A 22,497-nucleotide genomic window follows, 5' to 3' on the forward strand; every position below is an offset into this window, starting at 1 on the left:
GACACCGTCATGCCGCTGCATCGGCAGCACGGCCGAGTTTTTGCAGGCCGCATTCGCGGACGATCTCGGCAATGTGGGTAAACTGCGCCGAGAGCGGATTGCTCTTGCGCCACACCATGCCGATGGTGCGGGATGGTCTTGGCTCTGCCAGCCGAAATACCGAGACGGTGGATTGCCGCGTTTCCATATCGACAGCCATCTGCGGAATGAGCGTGACGCCGATGCCGGCGCCGACCATCTGGACCAGCGTCGAGAGCGAACTGCCCTCCATCAGCACGCGCGGCGGCGCGTTCGTTGTACTGCAGAAAGACAGTGCCTGATTGCGGAAACAATGGCCTTCCTCGAGCAGCAGCAGGCGCATTTCACCGAGCTTGCCAGCGCTCGGCACCGGCATCCCCGCATCCTCCATCGGCCGGACCAGAATGAATTCCTCGGAAAACAGCGGAACCTCTTCCAGCGACGCTTCGGACACCGGAAGCGCGACGATTGCCATGTCCAGCCGGGCTTCCAGGAGGTCCTCGATCAGTTTCTGTGTCACCGCTTCGCGCGGACGCGTTTCCAGTCCCGGATAATGCCGGGTGAGCGTCTTGATGACCTGCGGTAAAAGATAGGGCGCGACCGTTGGAATGACGCCGATGCGCAGGCGGCCGCTGAGCGGGCCGTGCCTTGCCCTCGCCAAATCCTGCAATTCATCCACTGAACGCAGGATCAGGCGGGTGCGTTCGGCGAATTCATCGCCGAGAGCGGTCAGCCTGATCTGGCGGCTGCCCCGTTCGACGAGCGGCGCGCCGATCAGCTCTTCCAGTTCCCTGATCTGTAGCGAAAGTGCTGGCTGGGAAATGGAGCACGCCTCCGCTGCCCGCCCGAAATGGCCGATCTTCGCCAAGGCGTCGAAATAACGCAGGTGTTTCATCGATAGTCCAATCATAAGCTGAGCATATCGCAGCCTTTAGAATATACAATTGGAAATTATGGAACCCGGCTGTTAGTCATCGTCATGACAGAAAGAGGATGTAGCTGTTCGGTATCACCAGCGTCACTGCGCGCTTTCCGTAAGGATGACCTGCTGTGGGCTGTGGTTCCAACATGCTGCGCATGTCGAATTGACTATGTCGTTTAATTACTAAACCCATCGGAGGGCGAAATGGACGCAACTTCAAAACCGGCTGGCAAGTGTCCCGTCATGCATGGAGGCAATACGGCCTCCGGTAAATCGTTTACCGAATGGTGGCCGAACGCGCTGAACCTCGATATCCTGCATCAGCACGACACCAAGACCAATCCGCTCGGCACCTCCTTCAATTACCGCGAAGCGCTAAAGACGCTCGACGTGGAAGCCCTGAAGGCCGATCTGCGCGCCCTGATGACGGAAAGCCAGGACTGGTGGCCGGCCGACTGGGGCAGCTATGTGGGCATGATGGCCCGCGTGACCTGGCATGCGGCCGGTTCTTACCGCGTGACGGACGGACGCGGCGGCGCCAACACCGGCAACCAGCGCTTTGCACCGCTCAATTCCTGGCCTGATAATGTGAACACCGATAAGGGCCGCCGCCTGCTGTGGCCGATCAAGAAAAAATACGGCAACAAGATTTCCTGGGCCGATCTCATCGCGCTCGCCGGAACGATCGCTTATGACGTTGCGGGTCTGAAGACATTCGGTTTCGCCTTCGGCCGCGAAGATATCTGGGCTCCCGAAAAGGACACCTATTGGGGTGACGAAAAGGAATGGCTGGCACCGAGCGATGGTCGTTACGGTGACGTGACCAAGCCCGAGACGCTGGAAAATCCGCTTGCCGCCGTGCAGATGGGTCTCATCTACGTCAATCCGGAAGGCGTCAACGGCAAGTCCGATCCGCTGGCGACAGCCGCGCAGATGCGCGAAACCTTTGCCCGTATGGGCATGGATGACGAAGAAACCGTCGCGCTCACCGCAGGCGGCCACACCATCGGCAAGTCGCACGGCAATGGCAGCGCCGCCAACCTCAGCCCCGATCCGGAAGCAGCAGGCCCCGAATATCAGGGTCTAGGCTGGATCAACACCAAGGGTCGCGGCATCGGCCGTGACACCGTGGTGTCCGGTATTGAAGGTGCCTGGACAAGCGAACCGACCAAGTGGGACAACGGCTTCTTCGAGATGCTGTTCAAGCATGAGTGGACATTGACGCACAGCCCGGCTGGCGCGTCTCAGTGGGCGCCGATCACCATTGCCGAAGAGGACAAGCCTGTTGACGTCGAGGATCCCTCGATCCGCACCATCCCGATGATGACCGATGCCGACATGGCCCTGAAGGTCGATCCGATCTACCGCGAGATTTCGCTGAAGTTCAAGGATGACCAGGACCACTTCTCCGAGGTCTTTGCCCGCGCATGGTTCAAGCTGACCCACCGCGACATGGGCCCGAAGTCCCGGTACTTCGGCCCGGATGTTCCCGCAGAAGACCTGATCTGGCAGGATCCCATCCCGGCAGGTTCCACGAGCTACGATGTCGCTGCCGTAAAGGCAAAGATCGCCGCTTCCGGTCTGGCGGTCGCCGATCTGGTCTCTACCGCATGGGACAGCGCGCGTACCTTCCGTGGTTCGGACAAGCGCGGCGGCGCCAATGGTGCGCGCATCCGCCTTGCGCCGCAGAAGGACTGGGAAGGCAACGAGCCCGCCCGTTTGGCCCATGTGCTTTCGGTGCTGGAGCCGATTGCCCGTGAAACCGGCGCCAGCATCGCTGATGTCATTGTTCTCGCCGGCAACTACGGTGTTGAGCAGGCGGCGAAATCAGCCGGCTTCGATGTCGCCGTGCCTTTTGCACCCGGTCGTGGCGATGCCTCAGCCGAGCAGACTGATGCAGACAGCTTTGCCCCGCTCGAGCCGTTGGCAGATGGTTTCCGCAACTGGGTAAAGAAGGACTATGTCGTCAGCCCCGAAGAACTGCTGCTGGACCGCGCTCAGCTTCTAGGCCTCACGGCGCCGGAACTGACCGTTCTCATCGGTGGCCTGCGCGTCATTGGCGCCAATTACGGCGGCGCAGCGCATGGCGTGTTCACGCAGACGCCCGGTGCTCTGACCACCGATTTCTTCGCAACGCTGACGGATATGGCCTATTCCTGGGTTCCGACCGGCGGCAATCTCTACGAGATTCGCGATCGCAAGTCCGGAGCAACCCGATATACGGCGACCCGCGTGGACCTCGTTATCGGCTCCAACTCCATCCTGCGTGCCTATGCGGAAGTTTACGCGCAGGACGACAACAAGGAAAAGTTTGTGCGTGATTTCGCCGCCGCCTGGACGAAGGTCATGAACGCCGACCGTTTCGACCTTGTCTGATAAGGCTGACTAGTCCAAAAAAGCCCGTCCCTGAGCGATCAGGGAGGGGCAATTTTCTATCTGCGGTCTGAGGATAGAACCGGTTTTTCGGATGATGGCTTTTCGCCACTATTCGCCGGCGCCTTGCCGCCCTTTTCATTCTCATGCGCATCCGGCCCAGCGACGATAACGCCGCGGCCCTGCTCTTCGCGCTTCTTGTCGGCGAAATCGCCGGGTTCCTTTTTGTCGTTCATAGTGATCTCCCTTCGTGATTTCATTTGTCTGGAGATCAAACGGCTGGTCGGGGCAGAGGTTCCAAGCCTCACATTGTTGCGGGATCGACTGCCAGCACAGCAATGTTTTGCATTACAACCATCTTTGCTATTAACATGAATTGATAAGTCATGTTATTTCGGCCGCATATGGTGGGACGTGCGGCGCCGTTATTGTGACGCGCATGTCTTACATGGCTTCAACCTCGGCTCGACAACTGAACGGTACCTGCATTGAGTTTCTGGCACTCCATGACCTGGCACACGGAAGGGATCAGCGTCACTGCGCCGGTCAAATGGCGCCAGCTGGACGGGCTCGTCAGCGCTTTCTGGGAGGCAGAGAGCCAGATGGGCGCGAAGGGTTATTATCTGGCCGCCGATCCGCGTATCATGATATTTTTCAACGATGTCTCGTCGCGCATCAGCATTTCCAACCGCGACGGCGAGTTCACGCAGCATTCCCGCCCCATGACGCGGGCGGTCTATGTGCCGGCCGGTGTCCCGATGTGGACGAGCAGCAATGCTACGCACCGGTTTTCGCATCTCAATCTGCATATCCACAAGGACCGCCTGCTGCGTTTCCTGTCGCCATCGGTCGGCAGTTCGGCGGCGATGACTGCCTTGCGCCGCCCGGTCGAGATACAGGATATCGGTTCGGTCGAAACACTGGCTGGACTGCTTGTCGATGAACTCGCCGAGCCTTCGAAACATGCGGTCTATGCGGAAAGCCTTGTTGGCAGCATCGTTGCCGGTCTTCTCGATATTCCCGGATCTTCGCCCAAACAGGTAAATGGCAGGCTGACGCAGGCGCAGATGAACAAGCTGCTTGCCCGTGTCGAAAGCCGCGGCGACGACCGCATGACGGTTGCAGAAATGGCCGACATCGTCGGGCTTTCGGAAAGCTGGTTCGCAACCGTCTTCCGCCAGACAACGGGCAAGACACCGCTGCAATGGCAACTGGAGCGGCGGATAAGCCTTGCTCAGAAACTGTTGCTCGAAGGCGATCTCACGGTGGCCGATATCGCTGCCCAGCTCGGCTTTTCCGATCAGGCCCATTTGACCAAGGCCTTCCGCCAGTCCGTGGGCAATACGCCAGCCGCCTGGCGGCGCATGCACAGGCTGCTTTGAACGGGCGCCTTGCCGTTTACGCGGAGCGGGTTCGGCGCATGCCTTGAGCTTCGTTCCACGTCACCCCAGGGGATGACGTGGAACGTTAGGATGGTTACGTAGTATGTTGAAAAGTAAGGATGTACTTATTCTCACCACGTCTTGCGCAGCGTAGCCGAGAACGCTCGGCCGGGGTTGTAGAAGTCTGCGCCGAAACCGCCATAAGAGACGTGCTTCTCGTTGAAGAGGTTGGAAACATTCACCTCCAGCGAGGTGGTTTCCTGGATTTTGTAGCTGAACGCTGCGTCCATGGTCACGCTGCTGCCGGTCGAAACCTTGTTCGCATCATCAAAATAATATGCGCCGGTGAAGCGTCCGCCGAGCCCGAAGGTCATGTCGCCGCGTTTGTCGTTGCCAGCCAGCGTGTAGTTCACCCAAAGCGAGGCCTGATGTTCCGGCACGAATTGCGGGCGGTTGCCGACATTGCCAGCGATGCCGTTTTCGGTGATTTCCGCGTTGAGATAGGAATAGGCCGCCGTCAGGCTCAGCTCGTCGGTAACCTCCGCCTTGGCCTCGAGGTCGAGACCGCGCACGCGCACCTCGCCGATGGTGGTGGGCAGGCTGGTGATCGGGCTGGTGACGGTAATATTGTTTTTCTTCAGGTCGTAGATCGATGCCGTGAACAGGGCAGGAAAGGCATCCGGGCGATACTTCACGCCAAGCTCGATCTGCTCGCCGCGTTCGGGCTCGACGGTCAGGCCCGAGGCCGGCACCACGGATTCGGCGTAGCTGATATAGGGCGCGATCTCGTTCGTGACCTTATAAGACACGCCGATGCGCTTTGTCAGTTCGCTGATATCGCCGCTTGCCGTCGTGCCGCTCAGCCTGTTGGTCTGGTCGGTGTCGATCCAGTCATTGCGCAGACCGGCGCTGACGGTCAGCCTGTCGAAGAAGGTCAGGTCCTGCTGGAGGTAGAGTGCCCTTGTCTTTTGATCCGTCAGCGAGCTGGCGTAGAGCGGCACTGAGGCGGGTGCACCGGTATAGACCGGGTTCAGCCAGTTGATGCCTGGCGCAGAACCGAAGTAGCTTTTGCTGCCGGACGAGTAGTCGTTATAAAAAACGCCGACAAGGCTTCGGCTTTCGACGCTTTCGAACGTCGTGTCATATTGCAGCCGGGTGTCGATCAGGAAATTCTCGGTTTCGGTCTCGTTGCCGAAATAGGAACGGTTGGCGATGGTCGAGCCATTGGTCGGTGTGGACGAGATATACGCATAACCGAAATCGGTATTTGCCTTGCTGTAGCGCGCGTTCGAACTCAGCGTCAGGCCAGAGCCGAAATCATGGTCGAACATCACGCTCAGCGAATTGCGGTTGGTGCCGCGGTAATTATAGTCCGGTTCACCGAAGAAACGGTTCCTGTCGAAATGCGAGCCGACCGGATGGCCGCCGCCGCCGGGAACGCCGTCCTTGTTGAGATGATCGTATACGACGGTGAGGCTGGTGACATCTGTGGGCCGCCATGTCAGGCCGCCCATGAAGAATTTTTCATCGTCGCGGGAATAGTCATATTCCGCGTCGGCATTTCTGAGCTTGCCGGTCAGGCGGTATGACAGGGTGTCGTCGCTGGTGATGTTGTCGCCGAAATCGAAGCCGGTTTCAGCCCGGCTATAGGAACCGCCGGTTATATAGGCCTCACCGAAACGGCTGCGTTTGGGAACCTTGGTCGAGTAGTTCACCGAACCACCGGGATCGGAAACGCCAAAGGTCGTGGAATTGCCGCCCTTCAGGACTTCAACGCGCTCATAGGCATAGGTCTCTTCGCGCAACGCGCCGAAGGGACGGCCGAGCGTCAACCCGTCGCGATAGGTGTAGGCGTCGAAACCGCGAATCTTGAAATAGTCGAAACGGTCGTCCGAGCCGTAGAAATCCGTGGTCACACCTGCCGTGTATTGCAAGGCTTCTTCCACGGTCTGCACACCGCGCTGCTGCATTTCCTTGGCGGTGATGACGGAAACGGCGGCCGGTGTATCGAGAATGTCGGTTGCCATCTTGCTGCCGCTTGTCGTGCGGGTGGCGACGATCGACTTCTGGTCATTGTCACCGCTGTCGATGGTGATGCGCTCGAGAACCGTGCTTCCGCCCGTATTGGCAGCCTCCTGCGCCAGCGAACGACCGGGCAGTACTGTCACAAGCGCCGTGCAGGCAAGAAGGGCTGCATGCCCGTAGCGCAGTCGCGCGGTCCTGCCGTTGACGCCATTCATTTCAGTGTTCATTGCTAAATTCCAGAAGTTGATGCCCCAATCGCCGCTTCCACGGCCCGCTCTCGAAGCGCCCAATAACTTGAGAAAGTTTGTCCGGTATTGTAACTTTTTGCGGTTTTGTACAAAACCCCGGAAATTTCACCACTGTTGTGGCGGCATTTCCTCACCGGGGTTGACGGGGGCATGTGAAGCTGAGAGTTCAAGTCCACTTTTGAACCGTTGAGAGCTTCGCCCATGCTTTTCCTGTTTCGCTGCCTCGCGCCGGCATTCGTGTTTTTTCTGTCGATGATCGCGCCGACCATTGCCTCGGCGGAAGAGGCGACGCGCTATCCCGTCGTCATCAAACACGCCTTCGGCACGACCACGATTGCGAGGAAGCCTCAGCGTGTCGCGACCGTCGCCTGGGCAAACCACGAGGTGCCGCTGGCGCTCGGCATCGTACCCGTCGGTTTTGCCGCTGCCAATTTCGGCGATGATGACGGTGATGGATTGCTGCCCTGGGTGGCGAAGCAGCTTTCTGAATTGGGTGCTTCAAAGCCTGTTCTGTTTGACGAGGGTGATGGTATCGATTTCGAGGCCGTGGCGGCAACGCAGCCGGATGTCATTCTCGCCGCCTATTCCGGCCTCAGCCAGTCCGACTACGATACGCTAAGCCAGATCGCACCGGTCGTTGCCTATCCCGTGTCACCGTGGGCAACCGACTGGTGCGAGATGATCCGGCTGAACAGTGCCGGGCTTGGCATGGCGCCGGAAGGTGAGGCGCTGATCAAACGCATCGAGGGTGAGATCGCGCAGGTGGCTGCCGGCCATTCGCAGCTGAAGGGCAAGTCAGCGATGTTCGTCACCCATCTCGATGCCACCAATCTCAGCGTCGTCAATTTTTATACCGCCAATGACAGCCGGGTGAAATTTTTCACCGATCTTGGGCTGACCTCGCCGAAGAGCGTGGCGGAGGCGACGAAACCGGGGCAATTCGCCGCCGGCGTCAGCGCCGAGCGAGTCGATGCCTTTGACGATGTCGATATCGTCGTGACCTATGGCAGCCAGCCATTGCTCAAGGCAATGCGGGCCGATCCGCTGCTTGCCCGCATGCCCGCCGTTGCCCATGACGCAATCGTCATGCTGGGGCGTGATCCGCTCGGCACCGCATCCAATCCCACACCGCTGTCGATTTCCTGGGTTTTGAAGGATTACGCCGATCTTCTGGCGAAAGCAGCGGATAAGTCCTCCGGTAAAGCGAAATGACAATGGAAGGGCCTGGCAAAGGTCCGGCCGTGCTGCCAGGTGGCCGCTCCAACCGCATGCGGACCGCATGGCTTATCGCCGTGCTGGCGCTTCTGGCGCTGCTATGTGCGCTTTCCGTCGCGATTGGCACCCGTGACGTCACGTTCGCTGACATCACAGCAGCGCTTGCCGGTCGCGTGGAGACGGTGGCGGAAGCGGCTGTTGCGGTTCGCCTGCCGCGAACGCTGCTTGCCCTGCTGTCCGGGGCAGCGCTCGGGCTCGCTGGCGCCATCATGCAGGGCGTTACGCGCAATCCGCTTGCCGATCCCGGTATTCTTGGCGTGAATATGGGCGCATCACTTGCCGTCGTTATCGCCATCGTCTGGTTCGGCATTGCCTCGGCGCAGGCCTTTATCATCACGGCGATTGTCGGGGCAGGTGCGGCTGCGGTCTTCGTTTATGTCGTCGGCTCGCTCGGACGGGGTGGGGCAACGCCGCTAAAACTCGCTCTGGCCGGTGCCGCCACCTCTGTCGCCTTCTCCTCACTCGTCATTGCCGTCGTGCTGCCGCGCAGCGATATTGCCGGCGGCATCCGTTCCTGGCAGATCGGCGGTGTCGGTGGTGCGACCTTTGAGCGGATTGAGACCGTGCTGCCGTTTCTCGCCGCCGGTTTTGCCATCAGCCTTATTTCGGCACGCAAGCTGAATTCTCTGGCGCTTGGTGATGAGCTGGCCGCCGGTCTCGGCGAGAATGTCGTGCTCGCGAGAGCCATTGCATCCTTTGGTGCTATCCTCCTCTGCGGCGCGGCGACTGCCATCTGCGGGCCTATCGGTTTCGTCGGGCTGGTGGTTCCGCATCTCTGCCGCCTGCTCGTTGGCGTCGACAATCGCTGGCTTCTGCCATTTTCCGCGCTCGGCGGCGCCTGTCTGCTGCTTGCGGCCGATATTGTCGGGCGCATCGTGGCACGGCCGTCCGAACTCGATGTCGGTATCGTCACCGCCCTTGTCGGCGCACCTTTCTTCATCTGGATCGTCAGACGCCAGCGGGTACGCGAACTGTGAACATGCACACGTCCGTCATGGAAACATTGGTTTCCAATCGTCACGCCCGCCAGCACCGGCGCCGCCTTGTCATTTCAGCCCTTTCGGCTCTTTTGATCGCGGTTTTTGCATTGACGCTGATGCTGGGACAATCCTTCACGCCGCCCGGTGACGTCCTGCGGGTGCTGCTCGGAGAGGACATTGCCGGGGTCACTTTCACGGTCGGGCAGTTGCGCCTGCCACGCGCGCTGCTCTCCGTTCTCGCGGGACTGAGCTTCGGGCTGGGTGGTGTCGCCTTCCAGATCATGCTGCGCAACCCGCTTGCCAGCCCTGACATTATCGGCATCAGTTCCGGCGCAAGCGTGGCAGCGGTGTTTGCCATCGTCGTCCTGCATCTGAGTGGACCGCTTGTTTCTGTTTTCGCCGTCGTCGCCGGGCTTGGCGTCGCATTGCTGGTCTATCTGCTGTCGTTCCGCAATGGGGTTGCCGGAACGCGGCTGATCCTTGTCGGCATCGGCGTTTCGGCCATGCTCGAAAGTTTCATCGCCTATATCCTGTCCGTTGCACCGGCCTGGACGCTGCAGGAGGCGATGCGCTGGCTGACGGGCAGCGTCAACGGCGCAAAACTTGCCCAGACGCTGCCGCTCTTCGTTGCGCTCATCCTTTTTGGCGGCCTGCTGCTCAGTCGCGCGCGCGATCTCGAGGCATTGAGGCTTGGCGATGATGCGGCCGCGGCGCTTGGGGTCCAGGTGGGGAGAACGCGCATCATCGTGATTATCGCCGCCGTCGGCATGATCTCCTTTGCCACGGCAGTGTCGGGACCGATTGCTTTCGTCGCCTTTCTGTCCGGGCCGATTGCCGCGTGCATCGTTGGCAGCAATGGGTCGCTGCTCATTCCGGCTGCGCTCGTTGGGGCAGCCTTGGTGCTGGTGGGCGATTATTGCGGCCAGTTCCTGCTGCCGGGCCGTTACCCGGTCGGCGTCGTCACCGGCGCGCTCGGCGCGCCCTATCTGATCTACCTTATCGTGCGGGTAAACCGCAGCGGAGGCTCTTTATGACCAGCCACTCCCTTTCCGTGAACCGTCTTTCGGCCGGATACGGTGATAGCCTCATCATCGAAGGGCTGGATCTTGTCGTTCCGCGCGGCCAGATAACCGTCATCGTCGGCGCCAATGCCTGCGGCAAGTCCACGCTTCTTCGCAGCATGTCGCGGCTTATCTCTCCCCGCGCCGGGCAGGTCCTGCTCGACGGAAAGTCGATCCACCGTCTTCCCTCGCGCGAACTTGCAAGACGGATGGGTCTTTTGCCGCAGTCACCGATTGCGCCCGAGGGCATCGTCGTTGCCGATCTGGTCAGCCGCGGCCGGCACCCGCATCACGGCCTTTTCGCGCGTTGGTCGCGCCAGGATGATGAGGCCGTGGCCGCAGCCCTCGTCGCCACCGATACGGTGGAACTTGCCGAGCGGCCGGTGGACGAACTCTCCGGCGGGCAACGGCAACGCGTATGGATCGCCATGGCGCTCGCCCAGGAGACCGAGATATTGCTACTCGACGAACCCACCACCTTCCTCGACATCAGCCATCAGGTGGAAGTGCTGGATCTTCTGACGGACCTCAACCATGCCCGTCAGACCACCATCGTCATGGTGCTGCACGATCTCAATCTCGCGGCGCGCTACGCTGATCATCTGGTCGCCATGACCGGTGGAAAGCTGCATATCTGCGGCACGCCGGAGGAGGTGCTGACGGAAGAAAACGTGCGGCACGTCTTCGGCATAGAAAGCCGTGTCATCGAAGACCCGACGTCGGGCAAACCAATGATGCTGCCGATCGGGCGGCACAGGACGGCGGCGCAACGGCCGCAATAATCCATCTATTTTTGCGGTGACCGTCTGCGTCCACGGGTGGTGGTTTTAACCGGAACGCTCGCGCCGTACTCGTTCCACCATACCATCAATGCCTCCATGGTCGGGCCAAGTCCTTTCGCCTTTGCCGTAATTTCATATTCCACGCGTGGCGGAACCTCTGCAAAGACGGTGCGAGAGACCAGTCCATCGGCCTCGAGCTCACGCAATTGAGAGGTCAACATGTGCTGTGTGATGCCGGGAATGGCTTTGCGCAGCTCGTTGAAACGATAGATCCGCTGGTTGAGAAGCCACATGATTTCGAGCTTCCACTTGCCGGAAAGCAGCGCGAAAGCGCGACGCATTTCCTCGTGCATGTTAATGGTTTCACCGCCATTAGTCTGGTTTTCCATACTTACCACGCCAAATTCATCCTACTTGCGCATATTCATTCAATAGCACATTTTCCATGTGAACGCCGGATCATGAGCCCCAAGCTGTTCCGGAACAACGAAAATATTGAACAAATCAAGCTGCCGAAGACATTCGGCGGCAATGGATATCCCATGTCTTCATTCTATATCTACTGGGTCGCAACAACCCTTCTCGTCCTGCTCTATCTGGCGTCGGCAGTCACCTACGTCGTCAAATCCGACTGGGTGAGGGAGACGATAACCGGCTTCGGTTACCCTGCCTACCTCGTGCCTCTTCTGACGGCGGTGAAGATCGCCGCCGTCATCGCCATCCTTGCGCGGTTCAACGTCGCCATCAGCGATCTGGCGTATGCGGGGGTACTGTTTCACCTGCTGCTGTCCGGCCTTGCACATATCGGCGTCCGCAAATCTGCCGGCGCACTGCCTGCCGCCATCGGCCTCGGGCTGCTCGTCGTTTCCTTCGCCATGCAGAACGCTGCACGCGAAGTCCCATCCCCCTATGCCCTTGCACGGCAGCTCTGACGCATCCATCACGAAAGGAAATCAAAATGGGAAAACTGACCGGAAAAGTAGCCATCGTGGCGGGCGCAGGCAGAGGGATTGGCCGTGCGACGGCAGAACTCTTTGCAAGGGAGGGCGCCAAGGTCGTGGTATTGTCCTTGACGCCTGCAAATGTGAACGCGGTCGTCAGTCAGATACAATCCAGTGGTGGCACCGCGCTCGGCATCGTCTGTGATCTTGGCGATGGCCAACAGATCACCCGGGCTGTGGCTGAGGCAGCGGAGGTATTTGGCGGCATCGACATTCTCGTGAATGTCGCGTTCGACCCGACTGTCGTCCACTCCCCGATCCTCGAGCTGACAGTCGAGCAACTGCAGCGAAACCTCGATATGGGGCCGATCGCCTATCTTCGCATGATGCAGGCTTGTTATCCGTACTTAAAGGCCAGTGGCGAGGGCCGGATCATTAATTTCGCGTCGCTGGCCGGTATTCTCGGCATGTCGCCGTATGGACCTTATAACCTTGCCAAGGAGGCCGTCCGCGCCCTGACGAGATCTGCTGCGCGCGAATGGGGTCCTGACAATATCACCGTGAACAACCTGCTTCCCGTTGCCGACACCTGGGGTGCGGGCGTCGACGCTCCTGCTCCCACGAATGCCCTTGGTCGTTACGGTTCCCCTGAAGAGGATGTCGCTCCGGTGGCTCTCTTCCTCGCAAGCAGCGATTCGAGGTTCATTACAGGATCGAGCCTGACCCCCGACGGCGGCCAGATTATCGACAGCGCCCGCTAACGCCCGTTGGAGTGCCGGGCAAACAGGCCGACACTTCGCTCCGTTGTCTCTTCTGCCGCTCCTGATTTGCACCTGCCGGGCAGAACTCAAGGCCATGCGGCATAGGACGGCGGTGCTACGTTCTGTATGCGCACCGCCGTTCGCCGGAAGCGGCCGGGAGACGTGCCTTCATTGCGGGTGAAGAAGCGGTTGAAATACCCAGGATCCTGAAATCCCAATCGAAACGCAATTTCAGCGACTTGCAGTGAAGAGTTGAGAAGAAGATCACGCGCTTCGGAGAGCAGTTCGCGGTGAATATAGGCCTGTAGTGAAAGCCCCGTTGCCTTGCGCACCACAAATCCAAGACGTTCACGGTTGACGCCGAGTTGCCCCGCATAGTCTTCCACGCCCCATTGGTCGCGTTTGTGCTGACTGACAAGTAGCACAAACCGCTCCGTGAGGCTGCCTGCGGTGGAGGCCGCGCCCGCGACCTCGGCCATGGCATGCTGGCAGATGCGGATAAGGGTGACGGATAACAGGCTGGCGATGATCGTATCCGATCCTGTCGATGACCGGAAACTCTCATCCGCGATGGTGTCGAGATAACCCGCCAGTTCCTGGCTGTCCTTTTCAGCCAACGTCCGGGTCAGAACGCGCTGCAATGTGCTGCGCACCATGATTGCGCTCGTTCCGGTTGGCATGGCATGCGCAAGGCCGATTTCGGTCGTTTTCAGCAGTGATCCGCGGCTTCCGGCATTCAGCCGCAGGCGGCCGGCGGGGCCGGAGGCAGGCAGCCAGGCCAGCCCCGGCGCGGTAACCACAAGTGTCTTTTCGCCCTGAATGATCTCCGCTTCACCGGCTGAGACGAGGACAAGATGGGCTGCGCCCTGTTCCAGCTTGAACTCCGACACGCGCAGGGACGAAGTCAGCATGCGCGCCGTCGTTTCGATCCTGTTAGCAGCTATCTGGCCGTGATGCGGCATTCACCCTCCAAAAGTACAATAATGCACTACATTAGTGCATTTTATATGCGCCTGTCGTTGCTAAACTTCCATCAGCGCAGGGAAGCCTTGAGGAGAACGGCAATCCCGCTACTGCGCCGTTGGAGGAAAATCATGAATGGTATGAAGCGCAGAACGCTGTCCTGCCTTGCGCTGGCGCAACAGGTTGTTCGCGGAAGCTCTGCCCTTGTCGATCGCGACTATCTGCTGGACGCCGGAAGGATCGCAGGGGCGGGGACGGCAGCAGCCTTTTCCTCCCGTCCCACCGTGCAACGGGCGTTTTTCGGCGGTGCCGCCGCCACTATTTTCTGAATTCAGGAGGAAGACTATGCAGACTGTCAATCTTTTCATCGGTGGCGACCATTGCCCAGCCGCAAACGGCAAGCGTTTCGAGCGCAACAATCCGATCACCGGGGACCTGGCAACCAGTGCGGCGGCGGCAACGCCTGAGGATGCCACACGTGCGGCCGATGCCGCAGCCGCAGCCTTTCCCGTCTGGTCGGCAACGCCGCCCGGCGAACGCCGTCGCCTGCTTCTTGCCGCGGCGCAGGCGCTCCGCGATGCCGGGCCGCAGATTACGCTGGCGATGAAAGAGGAGATTGGCGCGACGGATGCCTGGGCCGGTTTCAACGTGATGCTGGCCAGCGACATGCTGGTCGAGGCGGCCAGCCTGACGACCCAGATAAAGGGTGAAATCATTCCCTCCAACCGCCCGGGAACCACGGCGATGGCACTTCGCCAGCCGGCAGGCGTCGTTCTGTCCATCGCGCCATGGAATGCACCGGTCATTCTCGGCGTACGCTCCATCGCCACGCCACTTGCCTGTGGCAACACCGTGGTGATGAAGACCTCGGAGCTTTGCCCGCGCACCCATGCGCTGATCATCGAGGCCGTCGCTTCGGCAGGTCTGCCGAAAGGTGTGCTGAACGCCGTCTCCAACGCGCCGGAAGATGCGGCGAAAATCGTTGAAACACTGATCGCCCATCCGGCTGTCAGAAGGGTGAATTTCACCGGTTCGACCCGCGTCGGTCGTGTCATTGCGGAAACGGCGGGCCGTTACCTGAAGCCAGCGCTTCTGGAGCTTGGCGGCAAGGCACCCTTCATCGTGCTTGATGATGCCGATATCGATGCGGCAGTGGCTGCGGCCGCCTTTGGCGCTTACATGAACCAGGGCCAGATCTGCATGTCGACGGAACGCATCATCGTACTCGACAGCGTTGCCGACACCTTTGTCGAGGCCTTTGCCAAAAAAGCGGCGAGCCTTAAGGCTGGAGACCCTCGCGAGGGAAAAATGCCGCTTGGCTCCTTGGTCAGCGCCGAGGCCGCGTCCCGCATCCGGGCGCTGGTGGATGACGCCGTTGCCAAAGGCGCACGCCTTGTGGCCGGCGGAGGCGGCAATGGTACCATGCTGGATGCGCTTGCCGTCGATGGCGTGACCTCTGCGATGCGGCTCTATTCCGAAGAAAGCTTCGGCCCAGTCGTTTCCATCATTCGCGCCGGCAGCGTCGATGAGGCAGTCAGTATCGCCAACGAAACCGAGTTTGGTCTTTCCGCAGCTATTTTCGGCAGGGATCAGGCAAAAGCACTCGCGGTAGCCGGACGCATCGAAAGTGGCATTTGCCACATCAACGGACCCACCGTTCACGACGAGGCGCAGATGCCGTTCGGTGGGGTGAAGGCCTCCGGTTACGGCCGTTTCGGCGGCACGGCGGGCATTGCGGAATTCACCGAACTGCGATGGGTCACGCTGCAGGACGGACCGTTGCATTACCCGATTTAAGCCGGAAGCATCACCGGCTGGCTGGTCACGTCAACGCTTCTCGTCGATCAGCCAGCCGGTGAGTTTTCTGACCGCACTGTCGCTGCTTTTCGGCCTCAGCAACCAGTAGCCGCGACCCGGCGCATCCAGACTCGGGCCTGCGGTCACCAGCACGCCTGCCTCGACCAGCGGATCGACCAGTCCCGCCCAGCCGAGGGCAAAACCCTGTTCGCCGATCGTTGCCTGAACCACCATGGTGTAATTGTTGAAGCTGATGTCTCCGCTTTCGTTTTCCGCGCCTCTCAGCACGCCGAAATGCTTGAAATAGGACGCCCAGTCGAACCAGTGCGCCTGTGAGGTATTTTCGAGGTGGATGAGTTTCAGCCGCGAAAAATCAGCCACGGTTTCGGGTGCCGACTGCTCCGCCAAAAGCGCCGGCGAGCAGACGGGCGTGACCTTCTCCGAAAGCAGCAGCACCGCGCCGTCGCCGGCATCCTGCCGCGTGCCGAAGATGATCATCACGTCGCTGTCGTGTTTGCCCTGTCCGAGCGGATCCTGCGTGGCGACGATCTGGATGTTGATGTCAGGATTGAGCGCGCGAAAACCATGCATGCGCGGGATGAGCCAGAGAGAGGAGAAGGCATAGTCCGTGTGCAGGCGGATTGTCTGCCGTTCCTCCGTTCGGCGAAGTTGCTGGGCCAGAAGATCGATGGCATCGACATTGCGCGAGACGATCTCGAACAGCTTTAGCCCCTCGGCCGTCAACTCGATGCCGCGATGTTTACGCCGCACCAGTGCAACGCCCAGATCGTCTTCCAGCCGGCGGATCTGATAGCTGACAGCTGGCTGGGTCAGCCGCAGGGACGCCGCCGCTGCCGTCAGGCTGCCGCGACGGGCGACCTCGGTAAAAATGCGCATCCATCCAAGATCGAGCGGCCGCTCTGTCATAGAAATTCCTTATATCAGTCATCGAAAAATACCCGCTTCACAGGCAAAAACAATGTGGTGTTCAATAAACTGGACTAATAAAAGGGGAGCCGCAATGAAAACCGTTTCTCGTATGCACCGCATCGCCGCCGGTCTGTTTTTGTCCGTGGCGGCCTTCTCCACCCCGCTTTATGCCGCTGATGATGCGGCCTGCAAGACCATTCGCCTCAGCGATCCCGGCTGGACCGACATCACCGCCACCAATGGCGTCGCCTCGGTTCTGCTCGATGCTTTGGGGTATGAGGCTGACGTCAAGACGCTGTCGGTGCCGATCGGCTATCAGGCCATGAAAAACGGTGAGATCGACGTCTTTCTCGGCAACTGGATGCCCGCCCAGAAATCCTTCGTTGACGACCTCAACGCCGCCAAGGCGGCCGACGTGATGACGAAAAACCTTGAAGGCGCCAAGTTCACCCTGGCAGTGCCTTCCTATATGGCCGAAAAGGGCGTGAAGGATTTTTCTGATCTTGCCAAACACGCTGACGAATTTGAAAGCAAGATTTACGGCATCGAGCCGGGCGCACCCGCCAACCAGAACATTCAGAAGATTATCGATGCCAGTGATTTCGGCTTGAAGGGCTGGCAGCTTGTCGAATCCGGCGAGCAGGCGATGCTGGCGCAGGTGGAACGGGCCGGAAAAAACAAAAAGGCGGTCGTCTTCCTAGCATGGGCGCCGCACCCGATGAACGAGAAGATCGATATCGCCTATCTCTCCGGCGGTGACGCCTATTTCGGCCCGAATTTCGGTGGCGCCGAGGTCTATACGCTTGCCCGTACCGGCTGGCCGCAGCAATGCCCGAATGCGGCGACGCTTTTCAAGAACCTCAAATTCGATATCGGCATGGAAAATGCCCTGATGGGTTCCATTCTCGGTGGCGAGGATTCCAAGGCGGCGGCAGCGACGTGGCTGAAGGCCAATCCGAAATCGCTGGATGGCTGGCTGCAGGGCGTTACCACGCTGGATGGCAAGCCGGGTGCGGATGCCGTCAAAGGCAAGCTTGGCCTCTGAGACTGTAGGGTGAAATGCCGCGTCCCAATATCCTGATCCTGATGGCCGACCAGTTCAACGGGACGTTTTTTCCCGATGGCCCGGCCGATTTTCTCCACGCGCCACATCTGAAAGCGTTGGCGGAGCGGTCTGTCCGTTTCGCCAATACCTATACGGCAAGTCCGCTTTGCGCGCCGGCCCGGGCTTCGTTCATGTCCGGTCAATTGCCCAGCCGGACGCGGGTTTACGATAATGCCGCCGAATTCGCGTCGGATATTCCGACCTATGCGCATCACCTGCGGGCAGCTGGTTATTACACCGGCCTTTCCGGAAAGATGCATTTTGTCGGACCGGACCAGCTGCACGGCTTCGAAGAGCGTCTGACGACGGATATTTATCCGGCGGATTTCGGCTGGACGCCTGATTATACCAAGCCGGGCGAGCGGATCGACTGGTGGTATCACAATCTCGGTTCGGTCACCGGCGCGGGCGTTGCCGAAATCACCAATCAGATGGAATATGACGATGAGGTTGCCTATCACGCAACCCGCAAGCTCTACGATCTGTCGCGCCGGCTCGATGACCGACCGTGGTGCCTGACCGTCAGCTTCACCCATCCGCATGACCCGTATGTGGCACGGCGGAAATTCTGGGATCTCTATGAGGATTGCCCGGCGCTCGATCCGCAGATAGGGGCGCTTCCCTTCGAGCAGCAGGATCCGCATTCGAAGCGGTTGCTGGAAGCCTGTGATCATCAGGCCTTCGATATTTCACCCGACGAGATACGCCGGGCGCGGCGCGGTTATTTCGCCAATATCTCCTATATCGATGAGAAGGTCGGCGAAATTCTCGACGTATTGAAGGCGACGCGGATGGAGGAGGACACGATCATCCTGTTCCTCTCCGACCATGGCGATATGCTGGGCGAGCGCGGCCTGTGGTTCAAGATGTGCTTTTTCGAGGGTTCGGCCCGTGTGCCCTTGATGATCGCGGCACCCGGCTGGCGACCGGCGCTTATCGACGCGCCGGTTTCGACGCTGGATGTCACACCGACGCTATGCGGTCTGGCAGGCCTCGATATTACCTCACTGAAACGCTGGACGGATGGCGAAGACCTTGCGGCTTTGGCTGCAGGAACAGGCGAGCGTGGGCCGGTGCCGATGGAATATGCCGCCGAAGGTTCGATTGCGCCACTCGTCGCCATCAGGGATGGCCGTTACAAGCTCTCAGTCTGCGAAGCGGATCCGCCTTTGCTCTACGACCTCGAGACGGATCCTGAAGAGCGGATAAACCTTGCCGGCAATCCTGAATTCGCGGATGTGCTGTCATGGCTTTCGGCTGAAATCGGCCGACGCTGGCAGCTGCCCGTTTTCGACGCATCGGTGCGGGAAAGTCAGGCGCGGCGCTGGGTGGTCTACAAGGCGCTGCGAAACGGCGCCTATTTCCCGTGGGATTATCAGCCGTTGCAGAAAGCCTCGGAACGATACATGCGCAACCACATGGACTTGAACGTACTGGAGGAAAACCAGCGTTTTCCACGCGGGGAATAACGCTGGCAGGGATTATGCGGCGGCGGTCGTTCTCGGCGCGCCGCCCGTGGCCTGCACGGCAAGGCTACCCGCCGCGACGCCTGCCTCAAGGCATTGCTTCTCGTCCGCCCGCCGAAGCCACGCATCGATGAAACCGGCATTGAAAGCATCACCCGCGCCTGTCGTGTCGACGACGGGTACCTTCTTCGCCGCGGCATGGTGTAGGCCTGTTTGCGAGGACACCCAGGCGCCCTCTGCACCGCCTTTCAGGGCGACGACAGGAAACGACCCCGACAAGGCCCTGGCCGCCGCCTCAGGGTCAGAATGGCCTGTGATCGCCTCGGCTTCTTCGAGGTTGGGCAAAAACACGTCGACGCCATCACACGCCTTGAGCAGGCCCTTGTCGTAAATCAGCGAGGCATCCCAGCTGGGATCGAGCGAGACGGACAGTCCGCTGTCCCTGGCGCGGGCGACGAGATCGGGGATTTCGTTCAGCGTGGCGAATTCTGCGATGTGCAGATGGCAGGCCCCGTTCCACGAAAAGGCGGCATCAAGGGTCGATGGCCGGGCGATACCGGCGCGCCGTGTCAAAAACGCCCTGTCATGGCCAACCACCGTCGCGACGGTGACCTGCGGGCCCGCATCTGCCGAGTGTTCCAGAAATTGCAGGTCTACACCGCTTTGCTGCATTTTCTCGCCGATGGCACGTGAGAAGGTGTCGGTGCCGAGCCGTGCCAGCAGCGTGGCCGAGCGGCCGATATGGGCGAAATGCGCAGCCGCAATGAAAGCCCCGCCACCGGCGGCGATTTCCATGTCGCTGGCAAACAGCTCCCGTCCGAGCACCGGCAATTCGTCAAGCCCGGTGAAAATGAGGTCGCAATAGATTCGGCCGATACTGATGACCGCTGACTTTTCCGTGTCTGTCGTCATCATGCGCGGCCCAGAAGCTTTTCCGTCTTGGCATCGAAAAGATAGAGCGCGCCTGCCTGCGCCTCGCATTGCAAGCGGCTACCCACCTGGGGAATGGCTTTGCCCCTTGCTGTCGCGATGACCGAGGTCGTGGGCGTGTCCAGATGAACCAGCGTTTCCGGGCCGAGCGGCTCCACGGCTGTCACTGTTCCCTCCAGCGAGAAGGACCCTTGAGTTGTCTCGCCTTCTCCAACCAGCAGATCATGGGGGCGAATGCCAATCAGCAGATCGCCATCGGCAGACTGTGTAACGCTGTTCGTCGTTCTTTTGCCCCGCAGCAGGTTCATCGACGGGCTGCCGATGAAGCGCGCAGTGAAGACGTCCACCGGCGTCTCGTAAAGTTCCGAGGGCGTGCCGACCTGAAGGATATGGCCGTCCTTCATCACGACAATCCGGTCGGCCATGGTCATCGCTTCCACCTGATCGTGAGTGACGTAGACGGTGGTTGTCTTAAGACGTTGGTGCAAGCGCTTGATTTCAATGCGCATCTGCGATCTCAACTGGGCGTCGAGATTGGAGAGCGGCTCATCGAAAAGGAAGGCTGAGGGATCGCGCACCATGGCGCGGCCGATGGCGACGCGCTGCCTCTGCCCGCCTGACAAAGCCGCGGGCCGACGGTCGAGCAATGCCTCAAGTCCGAGTACCCGACCGGCCTCCTCGATACGCCGGTTCTTTTCCGCCTTGTCGAGCTTTGAGGTATAGAGCCCGAAGCCGATGTTCTGGCGAACCGTCATATGCGGGTAGATCGCATAGTTCTGGAAGACCATGGCGATGTTGCGCTGTTTCGGTTCTTTCTCGTTGACGACGTTTCCGGCGATTTTCAGCGTTCCGCCCGAAATCTCTTCCAGACCCGCGATCATTCTGAGTGTCGTGGATTTGCCGCAGCCGGAAGGACCGACGAAAACGACGAATTCGCCGTCTTCAATGGCAAGGTCGATGCCTTTGACTGCCTCCACCTTGCCGTAGCGCTTTACGAGTTGATTGAGTTCGATTGTCGCCATTATCGCGCTCCCGTCAGGGCGGTAAATTTCTCTGCAAGCTCAGCGGCTTTTGCCGCTTCGTAGTCGGTGGATCGCTGTGCTTCTGCTTCAAACGCAGCAAGTTTGTCGCGATAGGCCGCAATCGCCTCGCGCATCGGCTCCGGGGCAGGGCCGCCGAAGCGGCTGCGCACGGCGACAAAGTGCTCGGGCGAGACGATCTGCCTAAACTTTTCCTCATCGACACTAGTCTCGCGTCCTGCCAGTTCCTCGAACGCCTTGCGGAACGGCTGGTAACCGTCGTTCGGCAGGTCGCCCTTCAGCGCGACAACGCTTTTGGCGACGGTTGCGGCAATTTCATGGGCCTGGCGGAATGACAGGTCTTCGATGCGGACAAGAGAATCTGCCAGTTCCGTGATGGTGATGCAGGAACGGCGAATATTCTGGTCGACCCTTTCCGGATCGATACTGATCTTGCCGACGAGGCTGGCAAGGAGATCGAGCACCCGGCCGGCAGAGGCGAAGGCTTCGTAACCCATGCCCTGGGTTTCGCCCTCGCTGTCGTTCATGTCGGTGAAGGGCGTGTTGTGCATCACGTCGAGCATGGTCCGTGCCCGCCCGAATGTCTGGCTAGCAAGGTGGCGCAGATGTTCGATCGGGACCGGGTTTCGTTTCTGCGGCATGATCGACGAAATCTGCACTAGCGAATTCGGTACGTAGATCTGCCCGACTTCGAAACTCGTCCAGAACTGGAAGTCCTGAATGAGCCTGCCGAGATGCAGGAACATCAATTCGATGGCGCCATAGGTCGCTGTCGTATAGTCGACGGCGGCGATGCAGGAATAGGAATTGCGCAACGGTGCTGCAAAGCCGAGAAGTTCGGCGACACGTGCCCGGTCGATGGGAAAGCCGGACGTGGTGATGGCCGCAGCGCCCATGGGTGAGAGATCGACGATACGCCGGGCCTCAGTGAAGCGGTCAATATCCCGGATCAGCACTTCGATGGCGGCGGAAAGATAGTGGCCGAAGGTGGTGGGCTGGGCCGGTTGTCCGTGCGTATAGGCGACGATCAACGTCTTCTCATTGCGCTCGGCGGCGTCGATCAGGGCGGCCAGCAGAAGCCGCGCCTTGGCAGTGAGCGTGTCGATCTTGTCTTTCAGGCCGATTTTGAAAAGCGTGTGATCGATGTCGTTGCGCGAGCGTGCCGTGTGCAGGCGGCCTGCCACATCGACACCGATGCGGGCTTTCAGCTCCTTTTCGATCAGGAAGAAGAAATCCTCGACCTCGCCGGTATAGACCAGCTCCGACGGATTGATGGTCCTGTCGATGTCATCAAGCGCTCCGGCGATTTTTGCTGCCGTGTCCGCATCGAGAATGCCGGTCTCGCGCAGCATGACCAGATGGGCGCGGTCGATGCGGCGGAAACCGTCGACATGGTGGTTCGTGGCGCCATCGAAAAGCGGACGCAGCACGGTTTCCTTGTAGACTGGGTCGGGAAACTTGCTGGTATCCGACAGGCGCGGGTTCATATCGGCCATGA

General features: G+C 60.0%; 21 protein-coding genes. 12 read left to right on the forward strand and 9 right to left on the reverse strand.

The window, feature by feature from the left end; translation table 11 throughout:
• Window positions 1-7: 7 nt before the first annotated feature.
• On the reverse strand, window positions 8-928 hold the full coding sequence (locus tag AC1DCP_RS13920; protein WP_026330999.1) for a hydrogen peroxide-inducible genes activator: 921 nt from the start codon (window positions 926-928) through the stop codon (window positions 8-10).
• 216 nt (window positions 929-1,144) lie between these two features.
• On the opposite strand from AC1DCP_RS13920, the gene katG reads away from it, so the two are divergent.
• Window positions 1,145-3,316, forward strand: coding sequence for a catalase/peroxidase HPI (katG, locus tag AC1DCP_RS13925; protein ID WP_476774349.1), 2,172 nt, complete (start codon window positions 1,145-1,147; stop codon window positions 3,314-3,316).
• A 56-nt stretch (window positions 3,317-3,372) separates the two neighbouring features.
• On the opposite strand, the gene AC1DCP_RS13930 is transcribed toward katG, so the two are convergent.
• Complete coding sequence (locus tag AC1DCP_RS13930) at window positions 3,373-3,549, reverse strand: hypothetical protein (protein ID WP_149916216.1); 177 nt, start codon at window positions 3,547-3,549, stop codon at window positions 3,373-3,375.
• A 252-nt stretch (window positions 3,550-3,801) separates the two neighbouring features.
• On the opposite strand from AC1DCP_RS13930, the gene AC1DCP_RS13935 reads away from it, so the two are divergent.
• A complete protein-coding gene (locus tag AC1DCP_RS13935) occupies window positions 3,802-4,695 on the forward strand; it encodes a helix-turn-helix domain-containing protein (protein WP_476774350.1) in 894 nt (297 codons plus the stop codon).
• 131 nt (window positions 4,696-4,826) lie between these two features.
• Here the strand turns inward: AC1DCP_RS13935 and AC1DCP_RS13940 are convergent, their stop codons facing one another.
• Window positions 4,827-6,947 carry a TonB-dependent siderophore receptor gene (locus AC1DCP_RS13940; protein WP_149916217.1) on the reverse strand — a complete coding sequence of 707 codons (2,121 nt, stop codon included), beginning with the start codon at window positions 6,945-6,947 and terminating at the stop codon, window positions 4,827-4,829.
• Between the two features lie 222 nt (window positions 6,948-7,169).
• Here AC1DCP_RS13940 and AC1DCP_RS13945 point away from each other — a divergent pair, with 222 nt between their 5' ends.
• Genes AC1DCP_RS13945 through AC1DCP_RS13960 form a run of 4 tightly spaced genes read left to right on the forward strand, consistent with a single transcriptional unit; the run spans window position 7,170 to window position 11,066 of the window.
• Window positions 7,170-8,180, forward strand: a complete 1,011-nt coding sequence (locus AC1DCP_RS13945) for an iron-siderophore ABC transporter substrate-binding protein (RefSeq protein ID WP_476774351.1) — start codon at window positions 7,170-7,172, stop codon at window positions 8,178-8,180.
• Window positions 8,177-9,220, forward strand: coding sequence for a FecCD family ABC transporter permease (locus tag AC1DCP_RS13950; protein ID WP_476774352.1), 1,044 nt, complete (start codon window positions 8,177-8,179; stop codon window positions 9,218-9,220). Before AC1DCP_RS13945 ends, AC1DCP_RS13950 begins: the two co-directional genes overlap by 4 nt.
• Window positions 9,221-9,222: 2 nt before the next feature.
• Window positions 9,223-10,257 carry a FecCD family ABC transporter permease gene (locus AC1DCP_RS13955; RefSeq protein ID WP_476774353.1) on the forward strand — a complete coding sequence of 345 codons (1,035 nt, stop codon included), beginning with the start codon at window positions 9,223-9,225 and terminating at the stop codon, window positions 10,255-10,257.
• Window positions 10,254-11,066, forward strand: a complete 813-nt coding sequence (locus AC1DCP_RS13960) for an ABC transporter ATP-binding protein (RefSeq protein WP_112179400.1) — start codon at window positions 10,254-10,256, stop codon at window positions 11,064-11,066. The genes AC1DCP_RS13955 and AC1DCP_RS13960 overlap by 4 nt, the downstream gene beginning before the upstream one ends.
• 5 nt (window positions 11,067-11,071) lie before the next feature.
• Here AC1DCP_RS13960 and AC1DCP_RS13965 read toward each other — a convergent pair whose 3' ends face one another.
• Window positions 11,072-11,455: a winged helix-turn-helix transcriptional regulator gene (locus AC1DCP_RS13965; protein WP_188352065.1), complete on the reverse strand. Its 384-nt coding sequence runs from the start codon at window positions 11,453-11,455 to the stop codon at window positions 11,072-11,074.
• 153 nt (window positions 11,456-11,608) lie between these two features.
• Here AC1DCP_RS13965 and AC1DCP_RS13970 point away from each other — a divergent pair, with 153 nt between their 5' ends.
• Window positions 11,609-11,998 (forward strand): DoxX family protein, encoded by a 390-nt coding sequence (locus AC1DCP_RS13970; RefSeq protein WP_188352055.1) that lies wholly within the window; start codon window positions 11,609-11,611, stop codon window positions 11,996-11,998.
• 26 nt (window positions 11,999-12,024) lie between these two features.
• Entirely contained in the window at window positions 12,025-12,768 is a 744-nt protein-coding gene (locus tag AC1DCP_RS13975; RefSeq protein WP_004431234.1) for an SDR family NAD(P)-dependent oxidoreductase, read from the forward strand.
• A gap of 86 nt (window positions 12,769-12,854) precedes the next feature.
• Here the strand turns inward: AC1DCP_RS13975 and AC1DCP_RS13980 are convergent, their stop codons facing one another.
• On the reverse strand, window positions 12,855-13,730 hold the full coding sequence (locus AC1DCP_RS13980; protein ID WP_149916222.1) for a helix-turn-helix transcriptional regulator: 876 nt from the start codon (window positions 13,728-13,730) through the stop codon (window positions 12,855-12,857).
• Window positions 13,731-13,862: 132 nt separating this feature from the next.
• Here AC1DCP_RS13980 and AC1DCP_RS13985 point away from each other — a divergent pair, with 132 nt between their 5' ends.
• Both AC1DCP_RS13985 and AC1DCP_RS13990 read left to right on the forward strand, forming a co-directional pair.
• A complete protein-coding gene (locus tag AC1DCP_RS13985; protein WP_149916223.1) occupies window positions 13,863-14,060 on the forward strand; it encodes a hypothetical protein in 198 nt (65 codons plus the stop codon).
• Between the two features lie 16 nt (window positions 14,061-14,076).
• Entirely contained in the window at window positions 14,077-15,528 is a 1,452-nt protein-coding gene (locus AC1DCP_RS13990; RefSeq protein WP_112391502.1) for an aldehyde dehydrogenase, read from the forward strand.
• A gap of 30 nt (window positions 15,529-15,558) precedes the next feature.
• On the opposite strand, the gene AC1DCP_RS13995 is transcribed toward AC1DCP_RS13990, so the two are convergent.
• Window positions 15,559-16,455: a choline sulfate utilization transcriptional regulator gene (locus AC1DCP_RS13995; protein WP_004431240.1), complete on the reverse strand. Its 897-nt coding sequence runs from the start codon at window positions 16,453-16,455 to the stop codon at window positions 15,559-15,561.
• A 94-nt stretch (window positions 16,456-16,549) separates the two neighbouring features.
• Between AC1DCP_RS13995 and choX the strand changes: the two genes are divergently transcribed.
• Together choX and betC are read left to right on the forward strand one after the other, a co-directional pair.
• Window positions 16,550-17,503 carry a choline ABC transporter substrate-binding protein gene (gene choX / locus AC1DCP_RS14000; RefSeq protein WP_476774354.1) on the forward strand — a complete coding sequence of 318 codons (954 nt, stop codon included), beginning with the start codon at window positions 16,550-16,552 and terminating at the stop codon, window positions 17,501-17,503.
• 14 nt (window positions 17,504-17,517) lie between these two features.
• Window positions 17,518-19,032, forward strand: coding sequence for a choline-sulfatase (gene betC / locus AC1DCP_RS14005; RefSeq protein WP_149916225.1), 1,515 nt, complete (start codon window positions 17,518-17,520; stop codon window positions 19,030-19,032).
• A 12-nt stretch (window positions 19,033-19,044) separates the two neighbouring features.
• Here the strand turns inward: betC and AC1DCP_RS14010 are convergent, their stop codons facing one another.
• From AC1DCP_RS14010 to argH, 3 genes are read right to left on the reverse strand one after another with little or no spacing between them, the layout of a single operon-like run.
• Entirely contained in the window at window positions 19,045-19,944 is a 900-nt protein-coding gene (locus AC1DCP_RS14010) for a carbohydrate kinase family protein (protein ID WP_476774355.1), read from the reverse strand.
• Window positions 19,941-20,981, reverse strand: a complete 1,041-nt coding sequence (locus tag AC1DCP_RS14015; protein ID WP_004431247.1) for an ABC transporter ATP-binding protein — start codon at window positions 20,979-20,981, stop codon at window positions 19,941-19,943. Before AC1DCP_RS14015 ends, AC1DCP_RS14010 begins: the two co-directional genes overlap by 4 nt.
• Entirely contained in the window at window positions 20,981-22,495 is a 1,515-nt protein-coding gene (argH, locus tag AC1DCP_RS14020; RefSeq protein WP_476774356.1) for an argininosuccinate lyase, read from the reverse strand. The genes AC1DCP_RS14015 and argH overlap by 1 nt, the downstream gene beginning before the upstream one ends.
• Between the last annotated feature and the right edge of the window lie 2 nt (window positions 22,496-22,497).

The sequence above is a fragment of the Agrobacterium sp. 10T429 genome (assembly GCF_056393925.1).